Source organism: Peribacillus alkalitolerans, from assembly GCF_010882125.1.
Taxonomy (GTDB): domain Bacteria; phylum Bacillota; class Bacilli; order Bacillales; family DSM-1321; genus Bacillus_BN; species Bacillus_BN alkalitolerans.
The window spans coordinates 19,090-34,025 of the sequence record NZ_JAAGVZ010000029.1 but is presented as its reverse complement, the minus strand read 5'-3'; the positions used below and the strand labels follow the sequence as shown (position 1 = coordinate 34,025).

General features: G+C 37.4%; 14 protein-coding genes and 1 pseudogene. 13 read left to right on the top strand and 2 right to left on the bottom strand.

The features are described 5' to 3' along the window. The first annotated feature begins 208 nt into the window (after positions 1-208). From G3O09_RS20275 to G3O09_RS20245, 7 genes are all read left to right on the top strand, one after another. On the top strand, positions 209-1,138 hold the full coding sequence (locus G3O09_RS20275; RefSeq protein WP_163103259.1) for an ABC transporter ATP-binding protein: 930 nt from the start codon (positions 209-211) through the stop codon (positions 1,136-1,138). Next, entirely contained in the window at positions 1,135-2,229 is a 1,095-nt protein-coding gene (locus G3O09_RS20270) for an ABC transporter permease (protein WP_163103258.1), read from the top strand. The genes G3O09_RS20275 and G3O09_RS20270 overlap by 4 nt, the downstream gene beginning before the upstream one ends. 26 nt (positions 2,230-2,255) lie before the next feature. Further along, positions 2,256-2,690, top strand: a complete 435-nt coding sequence (locus G3O09_RS20265; RefSeq protein WP_163103257.1) for a DUF6526 family protein — start codon at positions 2,256-2,258, stop codon at positions 2,688-2,690. 138 nt (positions 2,691-2,828) lie between these two features. Continuing rightward, complete coding sequence (locus G3O09_RS20260; protein WP_163103256.1) at positions 2,829-3,302, top strand: MarR family winged helix-turn-helix transcriptional regulator; 474 nt, start codon at positions 2,829-2,831, stop codon at positions 3,300-3,302. A gap of 10 nt (positions 3,303-3,312) precedes the next feature. After that, on the top strand, positions 3,313-4,830 hold the full coding sequence (locus tag G3O09_RS20255; protein WP_163103255.1) for an MDR family MFS transporter: 1,518 nt from the start codon (positions 3,313-3,315) through the stop codon (positions 4,828-4,830). 340 nt (positions 4,831-5,170) lie between these two features. Further along, complete coding sequence (locus G3O09_RS20250; RefSeq protein ID WP_163103254.1) at positions 5,171-6,271, top strand: glycerophosphodiester phosphodiesterase family protein; 1,101 nt, start codon at positions 5,171-5,173, stop codon at positions 6,269-6,271. Between the two features lie 369 nt (positions 6,272-6,640). After that, entirely contained in the window at positions 6,641-7,915 is a 1,275-nt protein-coding gene (locus G3O09_RS20245; RefSeq protein WP_163103253.1) for an L-cysteine desulfidase family protein, read from the top strand. 292 nt (positions 7,916-8,207) lie between these two features. On the opposite strand, the pseudogene G3O09_RS20240 reads toward G3O09_RS20245, so the two are convergent. Then, positions 8,208-9,367, bottom strand: a pseudogene (locus G3O09_RS20240) (IS3 family transposase). A gap of 485 nt (positions 9,368-9,852) precedes the next feature. On the opposite strand from G3O09_RS20240, the gene G3O09_RS20230 reads away from it, so the two are divergent. The 6 genes from G3O09_RS20230 (at position 9,853) to G3O09_RS20205 (ending at position 13,900) form a co-directional block, all read left to right on the top strand. Then, positions 9,853-9,975: a MerR family DNA-binding transcriptional regulator gene (locus G3O09_RS20230; RefSeq protein WP_163103252.1), complete on the top strand. Its 123-nt coding sequence runs from the start codon at positions 9,853-9,855 to the stop codon at positions 9,973-9,975. Positions 9,976-10,055: 80 nt separating this feature from the next. Beyond that, entirely contained in the window at positions 10,056-10,196 is a 141-nt protein-coding gene (locus G3O09_RS20225) for a MerR family transcriptional regulator (protein ID WP_163103251.1), read from the top strand. Next, positions 10,193-10,651, top strand: a complete 459-nt coding sequence (locus G3O09_RS20220; RefSeq protein WP_163103250.1) for an SRPBCC family protein — start codon at positions 10,193-10,195, stop codon at positions 10,649-10,651. Before G3O09_RS20225 ends, G3O09_RS20220 begins: the two co-directional genes overlap by 4 nt. 454 nt (positions 10,652-11,105) lie before the next feature. Continuing rightward, a complete protein-coding gene (locus G3O09_RS20215; protein ID WP_163103249.1) occupies positions 11,106-11,951 on the top strand; it encodes an SDR family NAD(P)-dependent oxidoreductase in 846 nt (281 codons plus the stop codon). Between the two features lie 3 nt (positions 11,952-11,954). Then, positions 11,955-13,490, top strand: coding sequence for an AMP-binding protein (locus tag G3O09_RS20210; protein WP_205439695.1), 1,536 nt, complete (start codon positions 11,955-11,957; stop codon positions 13,488-13,490). A gap of 77 nt (positions 13,491-13,567) precedes the next feature. After that, entirely contained in the window at positions 13,568-13,900 is a 333-nt protein-coding gene (locus tag G3O09_RS20205) for a hypothetical protein (RefSeq protein WP_163103248.1), read from the top strand. A 310-nt stretch (positions 13,901-14,210) separates the two neighbouring features. On the opposite strand, the gene G3O09_RS20200 is transcribed toward G3O09_RS20205, so the two are convergent. Beyond that, entirely contained in the window at positions 14,211-14,702 is a 492-nt protein-coding gene (locus G3O09_RS20200) for a hypothetical protein (RefSeq protein ID WP_163103247.1), read from the bottom strand. Positions 14,703-14,936: the final 234 nt, after the last annotated feature.

Sequence of the window (14,936 nt, the reverse complement as noted above, 5' to 3'; positions counted from 1 at the left end):
CCTTTTACAGCCATAGAAAAATCCCCTCCAAGTAGTAGTGCATCATCCATGATAAAATCATAGGCTTTTTACACTGTCTACTTAAAGGGGATAATACCAAAGAATGGTCTTTTTATTTTTTAATCGAGCATAAATAAGAAAGAAAGGATAAATTTTCTATGAAGTGATAAGATGAAGGTATTATGCCATATGATATGGAGCGTGAAAAATGAGTTCGCATGAAGAAATTATTAAGGTGCAAAATCTCGTGAAAAAGTATGGGGATTTTACGGCAGTAAAAGGAGTAGAGTTTCAAGTACATAAAGGAGAAGTATTCGGTCTTCTTGGTCCAAACGGTGCAGGAAAGACCACCACTTTGGAAATGCTGGTAGGACTTAGAAAGCCTGATGAAGGGACGGCAAGTATAGGGGGCTTTGATATTAAAAGCCAGCTGAATAAGGTAAAGGAAGTAATCGGTGTTCAGCTACAATCGACCACACTATTTGAGTTGCTTACAGTAGAAGAAATCCTTCATTTGTATGCAAGCTTCTATCCAAAGCATGTATCGATACCAGATATTATAGAAGATATGCTACTAACTGATAAATCCAAAAGTCGAATTAAAGGGTTATCTGGTGGACAAAAGCAAAGATTGGCGATAGCATTAGCACTTGTTCATGATCCTTGGGTTATTTTCTTGGATGAGCCAACGACAGGTCTTGATCCACAAGCCAGAAGGACTCTTTGGGATATCATCCTTCTTTTAAAGGAGAAAGGGAAAACGATTGTCATGACGACACATTATATGGATGAAGCCCATGTGTTGTGCGATCGGATTGCGATTATGGATCAAGGTCAACTCATAGCTTTAGACACACCAACCGAGCTAGTGAAATCGCTTCAGTCAGACAGTGCGGTAGAATTCCGTTTTGAGAATGAATCTGTAGAAGAGGATTTATCTTCGATTGAGGGTGTTAAACAAGTTGGGAATCAAAATGACCTCCATATCCTTTATACGGATGATATGCAAATTACGCTGACGAGCCTAATTGAAATGGCTTCAGAACGACAGTTGAAATTAAAGGACTTACAGACAAGGACAGCTACATTGGAAGATGTGTTTATCCATATGACTGGAAGGAGATTGAGAGAAGGATGAAAGCATATTGGCAATTAACTTTAACTCAGTTACGGATTTTCCTTCGAAATCGCCAAGTCTTATTTTGGACGTTGGCATTCCCCATTTTCCTGATGGTCATGTTGGGATCTTTTTTAGGCAGTGGAAATGGAATTTCGTTATCAATTGGGATTGTAGACCAGGACATAAGCGATCAGTCTAAACAATTTATTACGACATTGAAGAAAAATGAAGCCATTGACGTTGAAAAAGAGGACAGTGAAAAAGAGGCATTAAATAAGCTGAAAAAAGGCGACACTCAGCTAGTTGTTATTATTCCAAAAGGGTATGATGAAGGTTTAAACCGATCAGATGCAAAACCTTTCAATATACCTGTTTATTACAATGAAACTAATTTTGCTGTCTCCCAGGTTGGTCTACAATTAGTCAATAATGTGGTGGATGGTATCAGTAAAGCCAAGGTGGATTACCAACCTATAGTGGTTACGGATGCAAAAGGTGTAGAAACCTTGAACCTAAAATATATTGACTTCTTAGTGCCTGGTATTGTCGCCATGATGATCATGAGTAACAATATGAACGGTGTAGCCGGGCAAATCGCGGCTTGGAGAGAACGTGGAATCCTTAGAAGGATGCAAGGCACAACTCTAAAGGCCTCGACCTTCATTGCCGCACAAATTACTGCAAGACTGATCTTGAACGGACTCCAAGCCCTGATTGTATTGGTTGTAGCCCAACTGATTTTTGGTGTGGAGGTTCGTGGCTCGTGGCTCACCTTAATCAGCTTTGTCATCCTAGGAACACTAGCGTTTATGGCAATTGGATTTATCATTGCAGGGATTGCCAAGACCCCTGAGAGCGCGGCACCCATTGCAGGATTCTTATCCTTCCCTATGCTATTTCTGGGCGGTGTGTTTTTCCCAATCAAAAACATGCCGGATTTCCTGCAGCCAATCGTGCAAGTATTACCAATCGCCCATCTAAGTCACGCACTCCGTGAAACGATGAACGTGGGAGCGTCGTTCATGAGCTTGGGTACGGAAGCCCTGATCTTAGGCTGCTGGCTGGTGGGAGCATTTATTTTAGCGAGCTATACATTTAAATGGGAATAGAGAAAAAAGAGAAATGAGGAGAAACCATGAAAGAACAAAACTTTGCAAATCATACAAGAATGCATCCGATTTATCATTATGTGTTAGTTCTATTACTATTAGGAGCGTTGGTTGGTGGCATCATACAAGTGATTCGTGCATTGAATGATGACACGAATATCTTGATGTCTATGATGATGCTTTTGTTGGTCATCATCATCGGAATTGTTGCAGCTCTAGTAAGGCTATATCCATTAAAAGCGCAAGACCGTGCTATACGTGCAGAAGAGAACCTACGTCATTACGTTCTAACAGGGAATTTACTTGATTCCAGACTTAGTATGGGTCAAATCGTTGCATTACGCTTTGCAAATGACCAAGAATTTCCTGGATTGGCTGAAAGGGCATTGAAGGAAAATTTAAACTCTAAGCAAATTAAAATGGCTATCCATAGCTGGAGAGCTGACAATAATAGAATTTAATTATCAAGGGATCCTTTCTAAAAAAGGGTCCCTTTTTCATAATGAATTTGACATAGTGAGACCATTCATTTACATTTATCTTAGAAACTAAGATATTTAGAAACTAAAATAAAGTGGCTGTGGAAGGTTGTGAGATAAATGGCGAACAAGCCATTACCTAAAAAAGAATTCGTACAATCTTTAATTGAGGAAATACGAAAATTCAGTACTACGAATGTATTATTCAACGAGGGAATAGCAGCCAAGCTTCAATTGAATGCAACGGATTTAAAATGCAGAGATTTATTGAATCAGACTGGGCCAATTACAGCAGGACAGCTAGCTAAATTGACGAACCTAACCACTGGGGCTATAACGGGAGTCATTGACCGACTTGAAAAAGAGGAATTGGTAAAGCGAGTACCTGATCCTGAAGATCGTAGAAGGGTCATTATCCAGCCATTAACTCACAGAAACGAAGAAATTCGGCAATTATTCAATCCTCTACGCACTTCACTTTCGCAGATGTTTGAGAAGTATAGAGATGAAGACCTGAATGTATTTTTAAATATTTTGAATGAGCTCAATGCATTGTTTCCAGAAGAGCTCAAAAAATTAATGCGTGAGGAATAGGAGGGTACTTATGGTTTCAAAAGAGAGTAAAGTGGGCTTTGTTGTAGCAGGTCTGCTCTTAGGGATGCTTATGGCAGCTATGGACAACACGATTGTATCTGCTTCGATGCCAACCATTGTAGGGGAGCTAGGTGGATTGGATCAATTCATATGGGTCACATCAGCCTATCTTGTAGCTACTATGGCCAGTATGCCGATTTTCGGTAAATTATCAGATATGTATGGTAGAAAAAGATTTTATTTGCTGGGATTAATTATTTTCCTTGTTGGTTCGGCACTTTGTGGAATGGCACAAAGCATTGTGGAACTGAGTGTTTATCGTGCGATACAAGGGATTGGTGGAGGATCGCTGATGCCAATCGCCTTCACGATTATTTTTGATATCTTCCCTCCAGAAAAACGTGGGAAAATGACAGGTTTATTCGGAGCTGTGTTTGGGCTTTCCAGCGTATTTGGCCCTTTATTAGGAGCATATATTACGGATGAAATCAATTGGCGCTGGATTTTTTATATTAATCTTCCATTAGGTGTTATCTCATTATTATTTATCAGCCAATTCTACAAAGAAAATCTTCAGCTAAGAAAGCTTAAGATTGATTGGCTTGGAGCATTGACGCTTATTGGCTCTGTAGTCAGTTTGATGTTTGCCTTGGAGCTTGGAGGAAATGAATATGGCTGGACTTCCACACCAATCCTTTCTTTATTCTCCATTTTTGCAGTTTGCTTCGGTTTGTTTATTGTGATTGAGAGAAGGGTACAGGATCCGATCATTTCATTTAGCTTGTTTAAAAAGCAATTATTTGCTGCAACCCAAGGGGTAGCGTTTTTCTACGGATCCGCTTTTATCATTACAACTGTACTGATTCCATTATTTGTCCAATCCGTATACGGTGGAACAGCAACCAATGCAGGGATTATTTTAATTCCGATGATGGTTGGTTCAGTTTTTGGAAGTCAGTTAGCTGGTCAGTCTGTAAGACGATTTAGTTACCGTAGCATCATGCTCGTATCAGTCGCATTATTCTTCACAGGAATGCTTTTATTAAGCACCATAGATGTCAATACATTACGTTCGATCCTCACGATTTACATGGTCATTGCAGGTCTCGGAATGGGTTGCTCTTTTTCATTATTGAGCATGGCGACCCAGCATAATATCGAGCCGCAAAAACGAGGCATCGCCACTTCTACGAACACATTCTTTAGAACACTGGGAATGACAATCGGTGTGACGATTTTCGGAACGATTCAAAACCACTTATTAAAGAGTAATCTACAAGAATCATTAGGTGGTGGATTCTCGAGTAATATCGATTCAACAGCACTTTTATCTGCAGAAGGAAGAGCTCAAATTCCACCGGAAGTCCTTCAGCATATTACGGATGCGATGGCATTATCCGTATCCGCCACATTTAAATGGACGCTCATCCCGATTGCATTAGGATTTATCGCAATAGTATGGATGGGGAAAGAGAGATTAATTGTTCCAAAGAAACAGGAAAAAATCAGTAAACAACATGCTTCATAGTAAATGCATTAAGCAGGATTAGGAACTGGTTTCCTGATCCTTTTTTTATGAGTACGAAATTTAGAGCCAATTTGTATATGCTTTTTTGTAAGTAATGTGCAGGTCACTTGTGGCCCATAATTTACAAAAAACACATAAATCAGTGAAAGAGTTGGTGACATATAAGGATTATTGCTTCCTACTAAAATCTTATTTGCTAGATTTAAATATTAATAATGTCAAAAGAACTGAGGCGATTTCCTTATTTTCCTTAATTATTTCTTATCAATTTATTAATAGGGAATTTACATCAATCACCTAAACTTATAAGAGTAATAGATTAATAAGGAGATGATCAGGAATGAAGAGGAAGAAGTTTATTTTTGCAACGATGGCTGCCCTTATGGTGTGTTCAGCTGCTAGCAGTGTGGTAGTAAAACCTGCAGAGGCTTCGGAGAACTTGAACTGGCAAAACCAATCTGAGAGCTTCGGTCCAAAGAAATTCGACCTGCAGGCACACAGAGGGGGACTTGGTCTAACGGTTGAATCCACCATTGCTTCATTTTCCCACGCACTCGAAGTTGGTGTGAGCACACTAGAGCTTGACGTACAAATTACAGAAGACAAGCAAGCTGTTATCACACATGATCGTAAAATCTCGGGTGCCAAATGCAAAGACACAAGACCTGCTTTTACTGGAGACCCTGAGTACCCTTACGTCGGGAAGTACATAAAGGACTTAACATTAGCCCAGGTGCGCACGTTGGACTGTGGCTCACAAATGCTACCGCAGCATCCGGGTCAGATCCTTAGTCCTGGAGCTCAGATGCCACTGTTGTCCGAGGTTTTTGACCTGGTCAAGCTCTACAATGCAAACAAAGTTTGGTTCAATATAGAGACAAAGGTTGAGGCTGGGGCTCCGGAGCAAACCGCTCCTCGTGAAGAATTCGTACAGATTGTTGCTAAAGAGGTTCGTGAAGCTGGTCTGCTGGACCGAGTGTCAATCCAAAGCTTTGACTGGGGTGCACTTAAGCGAATGAAGGAGGTTGAGCCTCGATTGCCACTTGTTGCATTGACCAACGGCCCACAGTTCTTGCAGCCTGGTCAACCCGGAGCCTCACCTTGGTTAGGTGGAATTGATATAGATGACTTTGGAGGGGACCTAGTAGCAGCGGCACACTCATTAGGCGTGAACGCTATCTCCCCTGTCCACGGTTTCCCGCAGAACGGCAAAGTCACTGATGGGAATTATCAGCCTTACGTGACAAAGGATATGGTTCAAGCAGCTCACAAGCACGGCATGAAACTCATCCCTTGGACGATTGATGACGAGCCGACCATGCACAAGCTTGTTGAAGATGGTGTCGATGGGATCATCACGGACTACCCGGACCGCTTACGTACGGTTATGGAGCAGCATGATTTAAAGCTTCCAAAGATTTACACAGCTCCTAAGGAGTAAGATAAATATAGTAAAGTTGAATACACTAAAAACAATAACATTCTTGTTTAACTGAACTAACGCATAGTTTTACATTATGATTCTATTAATATCTTATTCTTAAAGGTGAGGGAACTTCTAATAAGAAGTTCCCTTGTTTTATTCTTAAAATTCATCACATGCGCTGCCATCACCATCAGGAAGTTTATTATGACCTTTTATGCATGGATTGAACGAAAAAGCAAAGTAATAATCTTAAGAAAATTCGTAATGGACTGTGGCCTTTTGTGTTGCATGGCATTATTGTAAAAAAAGGAAGTCCCCAAGAATCTGATGGACTATGGTAATATCAATAATAAGATATTCTCGTAAAGTGGGTGTAAATACAAAATGGATAAGCACAAAATATTAGCAATAATTGAAAAAGAACTAGTGATTGCCCTTGGCTGTACAGAGCCTGTTGCGATTGCATTGGCAGCAGCAACGGCAAAAAGCCATGTAAATGGACAAATAAAAGAGTTATGTTTAAAAGCTAGTGGAAATATCATAAAAAATGCTAAATCCGTGGGGATACCTGGCATGACTTCCTATGGTCTCGATTTCTCAGCTGCAATAGGAGCAGTGGCTGGTGACCCAACTAAGCAACTTGAGGTATTAAATGGCCTTACCATTGAAGATGAGAAGTCAGCGCTTAAACTTATCGAAGAAGGAAAAGTAATATCTAGCCAAGCCGATACACCGAAAAGACTTTATATTGAAGTGATTCTGAAAACGGATCAGCAAACTTCTAGGGTGGTTATTTCTGATAATCATAGTAATATTTCGTTAATTGAGGTAGATGGTAAGGTTGTGTTCCAGGGCGGATGCGAGAATATTGGCATCCAATCAGATGAAGAAGAATTAGTCACACTCACAATTGATGAAATATATGAATGGGTTCAAAAGGTTGACCTTAGCCAATTGACTCTTGTCAAAAAGAGTATTGAACTAAATAGAGTCATTGGAAAGGAAGGCCTTTCGGGAGATTACGGGTTAAAAGTAGGGAAAACGATCAAGGAAAATGTTAAAAAAGGAATTCTATCAGATGATATTGCCACAGCAGCGATGTCTCTAGCATCCGCTGGCTCAGATGCTAGGATGGCAGGCTCAACTATACCTGTCATGGCGAACACCGGAAGTGGAAATCAAGGTATAGCTGTAACACTTCCAGTTGTTGCAGTCGCAGAGAAACTGCAGGTTTCAGAGGAGAAGATGATTCGGGCAGTTGCCCTTAGCCATTTGATTACGATTCATATTAAATCAAAATTTGGCCGACTTTCTGCACTTTGTGGAGTAACTGCAGCAGGAATGGGTGCAAGTGGGGCTATTGTTTATTTACTAGATGGTGATCTACAGCAAATTAAAGCAGCGATACAAAACACCATTGGGAATGTTTCTGGAATGATATGCGATGGAGCTAAGGCTGGTTGTGCCATGAAAGTATCCACGTGTTCGAATGTTGCAGTTCAATCCGCTTTGTTGGCGCTTAACCATCAAGAAATTAAATCCACAGATGGATTCATCCATGATGACGTGGAAAAAAGTATAGAAAGCTTCTGTAAGCTTGGAAACGAAGGAACACGGCATACGGACGAAGTAATTTTAAAATTAATGATGGATAAATAATTAAGTGCCAGGCACCACAAAAATTAATTTTTTGTGATGCCTGGCACTTTTTGTTTTTTGATAGTACAAAAAAATGATGCAACTATTAACTTGATTTTTTCATGTTGCACTAACTTATACCATATTAAATTGTTTTTTAGAGGGTGACCCAGATCTTTGATACTACGTCAAGAATACGGACACAGGAAATTGATTATTATTTTCTTTTTCTCTACCGCGCATACGCTTGGTCCCCTCGCGAATTAATTCATTCCTTTGGAGATGAATTAATTCGCGAGGTTAATACTTAAAATCAAGATATTTTCCATTGTTCAAAGTATCGTTTTTCAAAGACATTAGGTGAAAGAAATTGGAGTGTTGAATGCAATCTCTTAGAGTTGTAAAAACAGATAATGTATTCAAAGATACTCTGTTTTGCTTCTTCTCTCGTTCTATATTGATTTTGATAAACCAGTTCCTTTTTTATGGCGCTATGAAAGGATTCTATACAAGCATTATCGTAACAGTTACCCTTACGACTCATACTTACTTTGATATGGGCTTTCTTTAACAATTCAATGTACTCATTAGATGCATACTGGCTACCGCGGTCAGAATGATGGATCAGTCCTTCTCTTGGTTTTTGAGCATTCATCGCACGTTGTAGGGCTATTATTACCAAATCCTTATTTAATCTATGACTTATGTGAAAACCAATGATCTTACGGGAGAATAAATCCATAACTGAAGCTAGATATACCCATCCCTGATTCGTCCAGATGTAGGTAATATCGGACACCCAAGCTTGTCCCGGAGCTTGAGTGGTGAAATTTTGTTTGAGTAAATTATCATAGATGGGGTAGGAGTGGGTAGAATTAGTCGTGACTTTGAATCTTTTCACCGTACAAGATTGAATCTCTTCTTCTTCCATAATTCGTTGTACCGTACGCCTGGAAGTGACAATTCCATCTTGTTTCAATTGTTCCGTGATTTTAGGACTCCCGTATCGCTCTTTTGACTCTTTAAAAACCCTTTTAACTTCCCTGGTTAACTCTAGTTTTCTTTTCTTTTGAGGACTGATCGGACGTTTTTTCCAATCGTAATACCCACTTGTAGAAACCCCTAGTACCTCGCACATTTTCACTACTTGGAACTCCGATTCATGTTCCTTAATAAATTGATATATTACTTGGGGCTTTTCGTGAAGATGTGCATAGCCTTTTTTAAGATGGCATTTTCCTCTTCTAAATCTTTGATACGTTTTGCCAGCTCTTTGTTGGACTGTAACTCAGGAGGAATATTGCCACTTCCTACAAATCCCTCATCTTTTTTATCCTTATAAGCTGCAACCCACTTAGACAACGTTGGATACGATATATTTAATTCTTTTGCTAAATCTCCAGGTTTTTTCCCTTCCTCTACAACTAATTTAGCAACTTGGATTTTGAACTCTTTATCATGATGTTTCCCCATTATAGACACGCCCTTTAATTGATGTATTGTAACCATTATAAATGATTTATCAATTTAACTTGTCCGCATTCTAGGCTAACATCACTTTTATCGAAACTGAAAGATTTAAAATCGAAACTGAAAAAATACTTTCGAAACCAGGAAAAATATTATCGAAACGGCCAAAATAAAATCGGTAATCATCAAATATCGTTTTTTCGACAAATTCAAAACAGGAATTGATCAATAATATCAATTTTACTGTTTCTACTGATTGAAGATAGATACCAAGTGAGGTATCTGACTTTTTAATCTATATATATTTACAGTGTATCTTTGGAAAAAATCAACAGTTTAATCAGGGATAAGGTTAAAATAGTAGAAGTTAAGCAAACTTTAATGAACATAAGCTCACTTACGCTTTCAATAAATAGTGTTTTAAATGAAAAAATAGTATTGACCCTGTGGTGTACCCCACGGTTTATTATTTAGGAGGGAGGGGAAGGATGCACAAAATTAGTGAGTTTGCAAAAATGACTGGATTAAGTAAAGAAACTTTACGATATTATGCAGAAGTTAAATTACTCGAACCTGCCTTTATTGATCCTCATAACGGCTATCGTTATTAGATGATGGAAGCTACTTTCTTGCTATCCTTTTAGTGAAATTAAGAAGATTCGGTTTTACAATACAGGAGATGATTTCTGTAATGGAGGACGAGTCATTTGCACGTTTAGAAGAATTATTAATAGAAAAAAGGAATAAGATCCAGATGCAAATAGAAGATCTTCGTCAACAGACTGAAGAGATTGATGAATTTCTAGCATCTGGGAAGGAGGAGAACGAATGATTGAATGGAAAGAAGAAATTACAATCAAAACGAATATTGAAACGGTATGGGAATTATTTTCAGATAAAAATATCAAGAAAATTATGCCGAAAGTAGAGGAACATACACTAATTGAAGGGAAGGAATGGGAGGTAGGAGCGAAGCATCAGCAGAAATATCGCGAAGGAAAACGTGTTGAAACCTATATTGTTGAGACATTAGTGTACGAAGATCATGAGGACAAGAAGGTAAAGACTACTAGCTTTGTTTTAGGAAAAGCATTTGAGATTACTCTTACCTTTACTCTAGTTAAATTGGATGAAACGCATACAAAATTTATTTATGAGGGACAAAATAAAGGGGTTAATTTTGTAGGAAGAGCCATGTTAAAGCTCGGAAGCCAAGAAAGTAACAATAAAGTTGTACAGGAATTTTTGCAAAAGGTTGAACAAGAAGCGTTGGAGTCCGTGCATTAAATTATTGCTAACTTAATAGATCGAATATCGCAGTTTCTAAGGGGAATGTGGGAGCATTAATGCTGAGATTGGATATGACTTGTGACAGGCTTAGGAAGCCCCAGTGTGGAAAACCTGGTGAAAGATTTGAGAGAACAATTGAATAATATAGAATGTCAATAACAGAGTGCCAGGTACCACAAAATTACTTTTTGTGGTGCCTGGCACTTTTTGTTGTTTCAGATCATTAAGCATAATATATAAGAATAGAGTCTAATAATCTGAAGTAAGACAAAGAAAAAAATAGTAAATAATTCGGAGGGAATCATTTATAAAAAAGGATTTTGTATCTTTTTAATAGAAAGAGGATTTAAGGAAATGTTTCTATACTTTTCATCTTGAGGAGATATATGACGCATTGGTTGGTCGAATAAACGATACAATACTAATCTAATAAAAAAAGGGATTAAAAAAGATGCATCCATATAACTTTTTGGAAAGAATATTGTTTTTACATACTCATCTGAACAAAGAAAAGCTTAGAAGTATATTAAAAGGAAAAACCATTCTTATAACTGGTGCTAGTTCAGGAATAGGAGAACAGATATCTTACTTACTTGGGGATGTAAGTGCTCATTTAATCTTAGTGGCTAGGAATGAGGAAAAGCTTTTGAAAATGAAGAATGAAATAGAAAAAAAAGCTGCAAAAGTAAGTATTTTTCGAGCAGATTTAAGAAATCAGTTAGAGATGGAGGGATTGCTAACATTTATTCATCAACTACCTGAAGGAATTCATGTAATAGTTAGCAATGCGGGTATTTCTATTAGGCGATCGATTAATCATTCATTAGATCGATATCATGATTTTACCCGGACGATGGCAATCAATTATTTTGCGCCGGTTCAATTACTATTGGCAGTCATTCCTATGCTTCGAAAAAATCAAGGACAGATTATCAATATATCTACAGTAAATGCTTTGTTACTACCATTTCCCTACTGGGCTGCTTATCAGGCATCAAAGTCAGCTTTAGATACCTGGTTTCGGTCATCAGCCCCTGAATTGAATGCTATGGGAATTTCAACAACTTCTATCTATCTTCCATTAGTAAAAACTCCAATGATACTTCCAACTACTGCTTATCAAAAAATGCCTGTCATGTGTCCGACCCATGTTGCCAAAATTGTTTGCAAGTCCATGTATACAAAAAAGAGAATTTATAGGCCTTGGTGGTTAATTTTTGGTGAGATGTCATCTATCGCTTTTAGAATAACCTATGAAAAATGTGTCACTAGAATCTTGAGAAAAAAGGGGAAATAAAGGTTGCGGATAATTAAGCTTATTTTTGTTTTATACAAAATGAAAGTTCTTTCCCCATTAGGCTTATTCAGGTTAATGGCTTCCATCTATAAATATGGAATGAATGTAATGACACTGTTATCTTTTGCAGAAAAGACATATGGTAATAACGTAGCATTCGTGTATGAGAAAGAAACATTAAGTTATAAACAATTATTTGACCGATCAGAAGAGATATCTACTATTCTATTTAAGAACTACCAGCTTAAAAGAGGTCAGAAGGTAGGTTTTTTATGTAGAAACCACCCTTTTTTGGTTCAGTCTCTATTTGCTGTTTCTAGATTAGGAGCAAATGTTTATTTATTAAATCCCGAAATGAGTAGGAGTCAGATTCAGCAAATAATAGACCGACATGATTTTGATATGATTGTATATGATGGTGTCCTAAGCGCCATGGAGGAAGAATTAAGTAATACGAAAGCTAAGGTTATGGCTTATCATAATCATTATCCTGTAATTAATAATTTAATTAAAATGGATGTAAATGAAAAACCAAAACTGAATAGAACTTCAATGAGTAAACTCGTTTTGCTAACAGGTGGTACCACAGGAAAATCAAAAGAAGTGGCACATAAACCATCCATATTCACTTACTTAAATCCTTTTTTAGGTTTACTGACTAGATTGAAACTTTTACATTACCAAACTGTTTATATTGCTACACCTATTTATCACGGCTATGGTCTAGCAGTTTTATTTTTATTTTTGGCATTAGGGAAAAAAGTGGTGATAAGTAAAGGGTTTGATGCAGAAAAGTCATGTGGTCTCATTCGTGAACACAAAGTGGAAATCGTAACGGTAGTGCCTCTAATGATACATAAAATGTTGAAATATAATGCAAAAGATTTAAGATCTCTTGTTTGTATTGCATCAGGCAGTGCAGAACTTAATCCGAAACTTGTCACTGAAATTTCTAGTAAATTAGGGGATGTCCTGTACAATCTGTACGGTACTTCAGAAGCTGGGTTGAATATAATCGCGACACCACAGGACTTAAAATATTCAGCATATACACTTGGGAAAAAAATAAAAGGTGTTCGTCTGTATGTATTGGATAACCAAAAGAAAAAGGTTGAAGTGGGTTCAATCGGCCAATTTTGCATCAAAAATACTTGGTCTATAAGAAAGAGAAAATATTCTTGGATAGAAACAGGGGACCTAGGATACCAAGATCTGAATGGGTATTATTTTTTATCTGGCAGAACAGATGATTTGGTTGTTTCAGCTGGTGTAAATGTATATCCAATTGAACTTGAGCAGGTATTAATAAACCATCGTAAAGTGGAAGCGGTAGCAGTAATAGGAATGAGAGATGAAAAATTTGGCCAAAGATTGAAAGCATTTGTGCACCCAGTTAAACATAGTAATCTTACAAAAGAAGAAATTTATGAATGGTTATACCCTAGAGTTGCTAGATATCAGATACCAAAGGAAATAGTCCTGGTTGATCAAATGCCATATACACCACTTGGTAAACTTGATAAGAAGCAATTTAAATAATGGAAGAATGATGAAACGTATCAGCACCTAAGTATGCTATTACTTACAGGGCAATAATAAATTTATGGGGGGAGTTTATGCAACAAATCAATAAGAAACTAAGACCCATAGGTTTTATGATTGTAATATTTGTAGTGATTGCTGCTCTATTAAGTGTAAATCACTTTTATATAAAACCTTTAAATGATATGACCGAGCTAGTAGTGGTAAAAAGCGAGGGCTTAGACATTCAAAAACCTTTAGAGGATCAATCGCATTTATTGGGACTAGAAGAGTTTAAAACTTCAGAGGTCAAATTAATGGATGGTGAATATGTTACAAGTATTGAACAAATGAAAGGGAAGAAATTGAACCGAATTGTAGAGGTGGGTCTGCCTATCCCCCTTGATGCAATGGAGGAAATAAAATAATTGGGTAAGGAAATTTTTGAAGGATTAGGAATTAGGTTTCTAATCCTTTTTGTTAACGATTAATAGAATATTTATTCTTAATTATGTTTTTAGGGGCTAATAAGAAACACGCAAAAAAAATCATTTTGATTTTAAGAACCTTGTTTATCAACTATCGTTTATATATTATAGCTTTTACAATTTATGAAAGTAAATGTTTAAAAGGGCCAATTCCTCATAACCAATGAGGGATTGGCCCTTTTTTATTTGCCATAGAGCGTATCCTAGACAGTGGGTCAATGGTGAAGTTACATCTTGATCTTCTCGAATTCTAACACATTACAATAATTTTATAGGGAGTGGTTTGCGCCGGAATGCTCATGGTAGTTGGTCCATACACCACTAGCAAATCCCGGTTTCCAGGGTAGTGGGTGAAGGGCTGATCATTCCTTAGCCAAATTGGGGTGAAACTAGATAGATTTAATTTTAATTGACCATCACTACTCAACAGCTGATTGTCAAAATAAGCTACCTTCACATTTTGGTAAGGTGTATCTTTTGCGATAATTATGGCTTCATATTGTGGGGGATAAATAAGTACGACAGGGACATTAACATCATAATAACCAGTTACCCGATCTCCTACCACAACCATTACATGATTCAAGAAGTAGGTTGTTGGACTAATGATAAAATTTACAACGGTACCCTCATCATTCGTTAATGTCATTAATTTATAACAACCCGTCAATTCCTCATTACCACTTACATTAAAATCATTAATCATGGTAACCGTTCCATGGAAAGAACCGAATGTTCGCATCTGATTTCCTCCAATATTACGAATGAATATATTCCTGCATAAGATGAACATCTATTAACCTAGAATTTGTGTATTTTCAATCCGATTAAAAAAATAAGGTTCACATAACGTTAATAGGATATATAAAAGCAACTATCCACTGTTAGATGTATGTTGTTTGTGATTAGAAAATACATAAAATATTGCAATTTAACTTGTAGCAACCTTTCTATTAGCCCATAAAATAAATAATTA

Bases quoted from the DNA above. Each gene is read 5' to 3' on its own strand.
- G3O09_RS20275 (WP_163103259.1), top strand. From the start codon at position 209: ATGAGTTCGCATGAAGAAATTATTAAGGTGCAAAATCTCGTGAAAAAG.
- G3O09_RS20270 (WP_163103258.1), top strand. From the start codon at position 1,135: ATGAAAGCATATTGGCAATTAACTTTAACTCAGTTACGGATTTTCCTT.
- G3O09_RS20265 (WP_163103257.1), top strand. From the start codon at position 2,256: ATGAAAGAACAAAACTTTGCAAATCATACAAGAATGCATCCGATTTAT.
- G3O09_RS20260 (WP_163103256.1), top strand. From the start codon at position 2,829: ATGGCGAACAAGCCATTACCTAAAAAAGAATTCGTACAATCTTTAATT.
- G3O09_RS20255 (WP_163103255.1), top strand. From the start codon at position 3,313: ATGGTTTCAAAAGAGAGTAAAGTGGGCTTTGTTGTAGCAGGTCTGCTC.
- G3O09_RS20250 (WP_163103254.1), top strand. From the start codon at position 5,171: ATGAAGAGGAAGAAGTTTATTTTTGCAACGATGGCTGCCCTTATGGTG.
- G3O09_RS20245 (WP_163103253.1), top strand. From the start codon at position 6,641: ATGGATAAGCACAAAATATTAGCAATAATTGAAAAAGAACTAGTGATT.
- G3O09_RS20230 (WP_163103252.1), top strand. From the start codon at position 9,853: ATGCACAAAATTAGTGAGTTTGCAAAAATGACTGGATTAAGTAAAGAA.
- G3O09_RS20225 (WP_163103251.1), top strand. From the start codon at position 10,056: ATGGAGGACGAGTCATTTGCACGTTTAGAAGAATTATTAATAGAAAAA.
- G3O09_RS20220 (WP_163103250.1), top strand. From the start codon at position 10,193: ATGATTGAATGGAAAGAAGAAATTACAATCAAAACGAATATTGAAACG.
- G3O09_RS20215 (WP_163103249.1), top strand. From the start codon at position 11,106: ATGCATCCATATAACTTTTTGGAAAGAATATTGTTTTTACATACTCAT.
- G3O09_RS20205 (WP_163103248.1), top strand. From the start codon at position 13,568: ATGCAACAAATCAATAAGAAACTAAGACCCATAGGTTTTATGATTGTA.
- G3O09_RS20200 (WP_163103247.1), bottom strand. From the start codon at position 14,702: ATGCGAACATTCGGTTCTTTCCATGGAACGGTTACCATGATTAATGAT.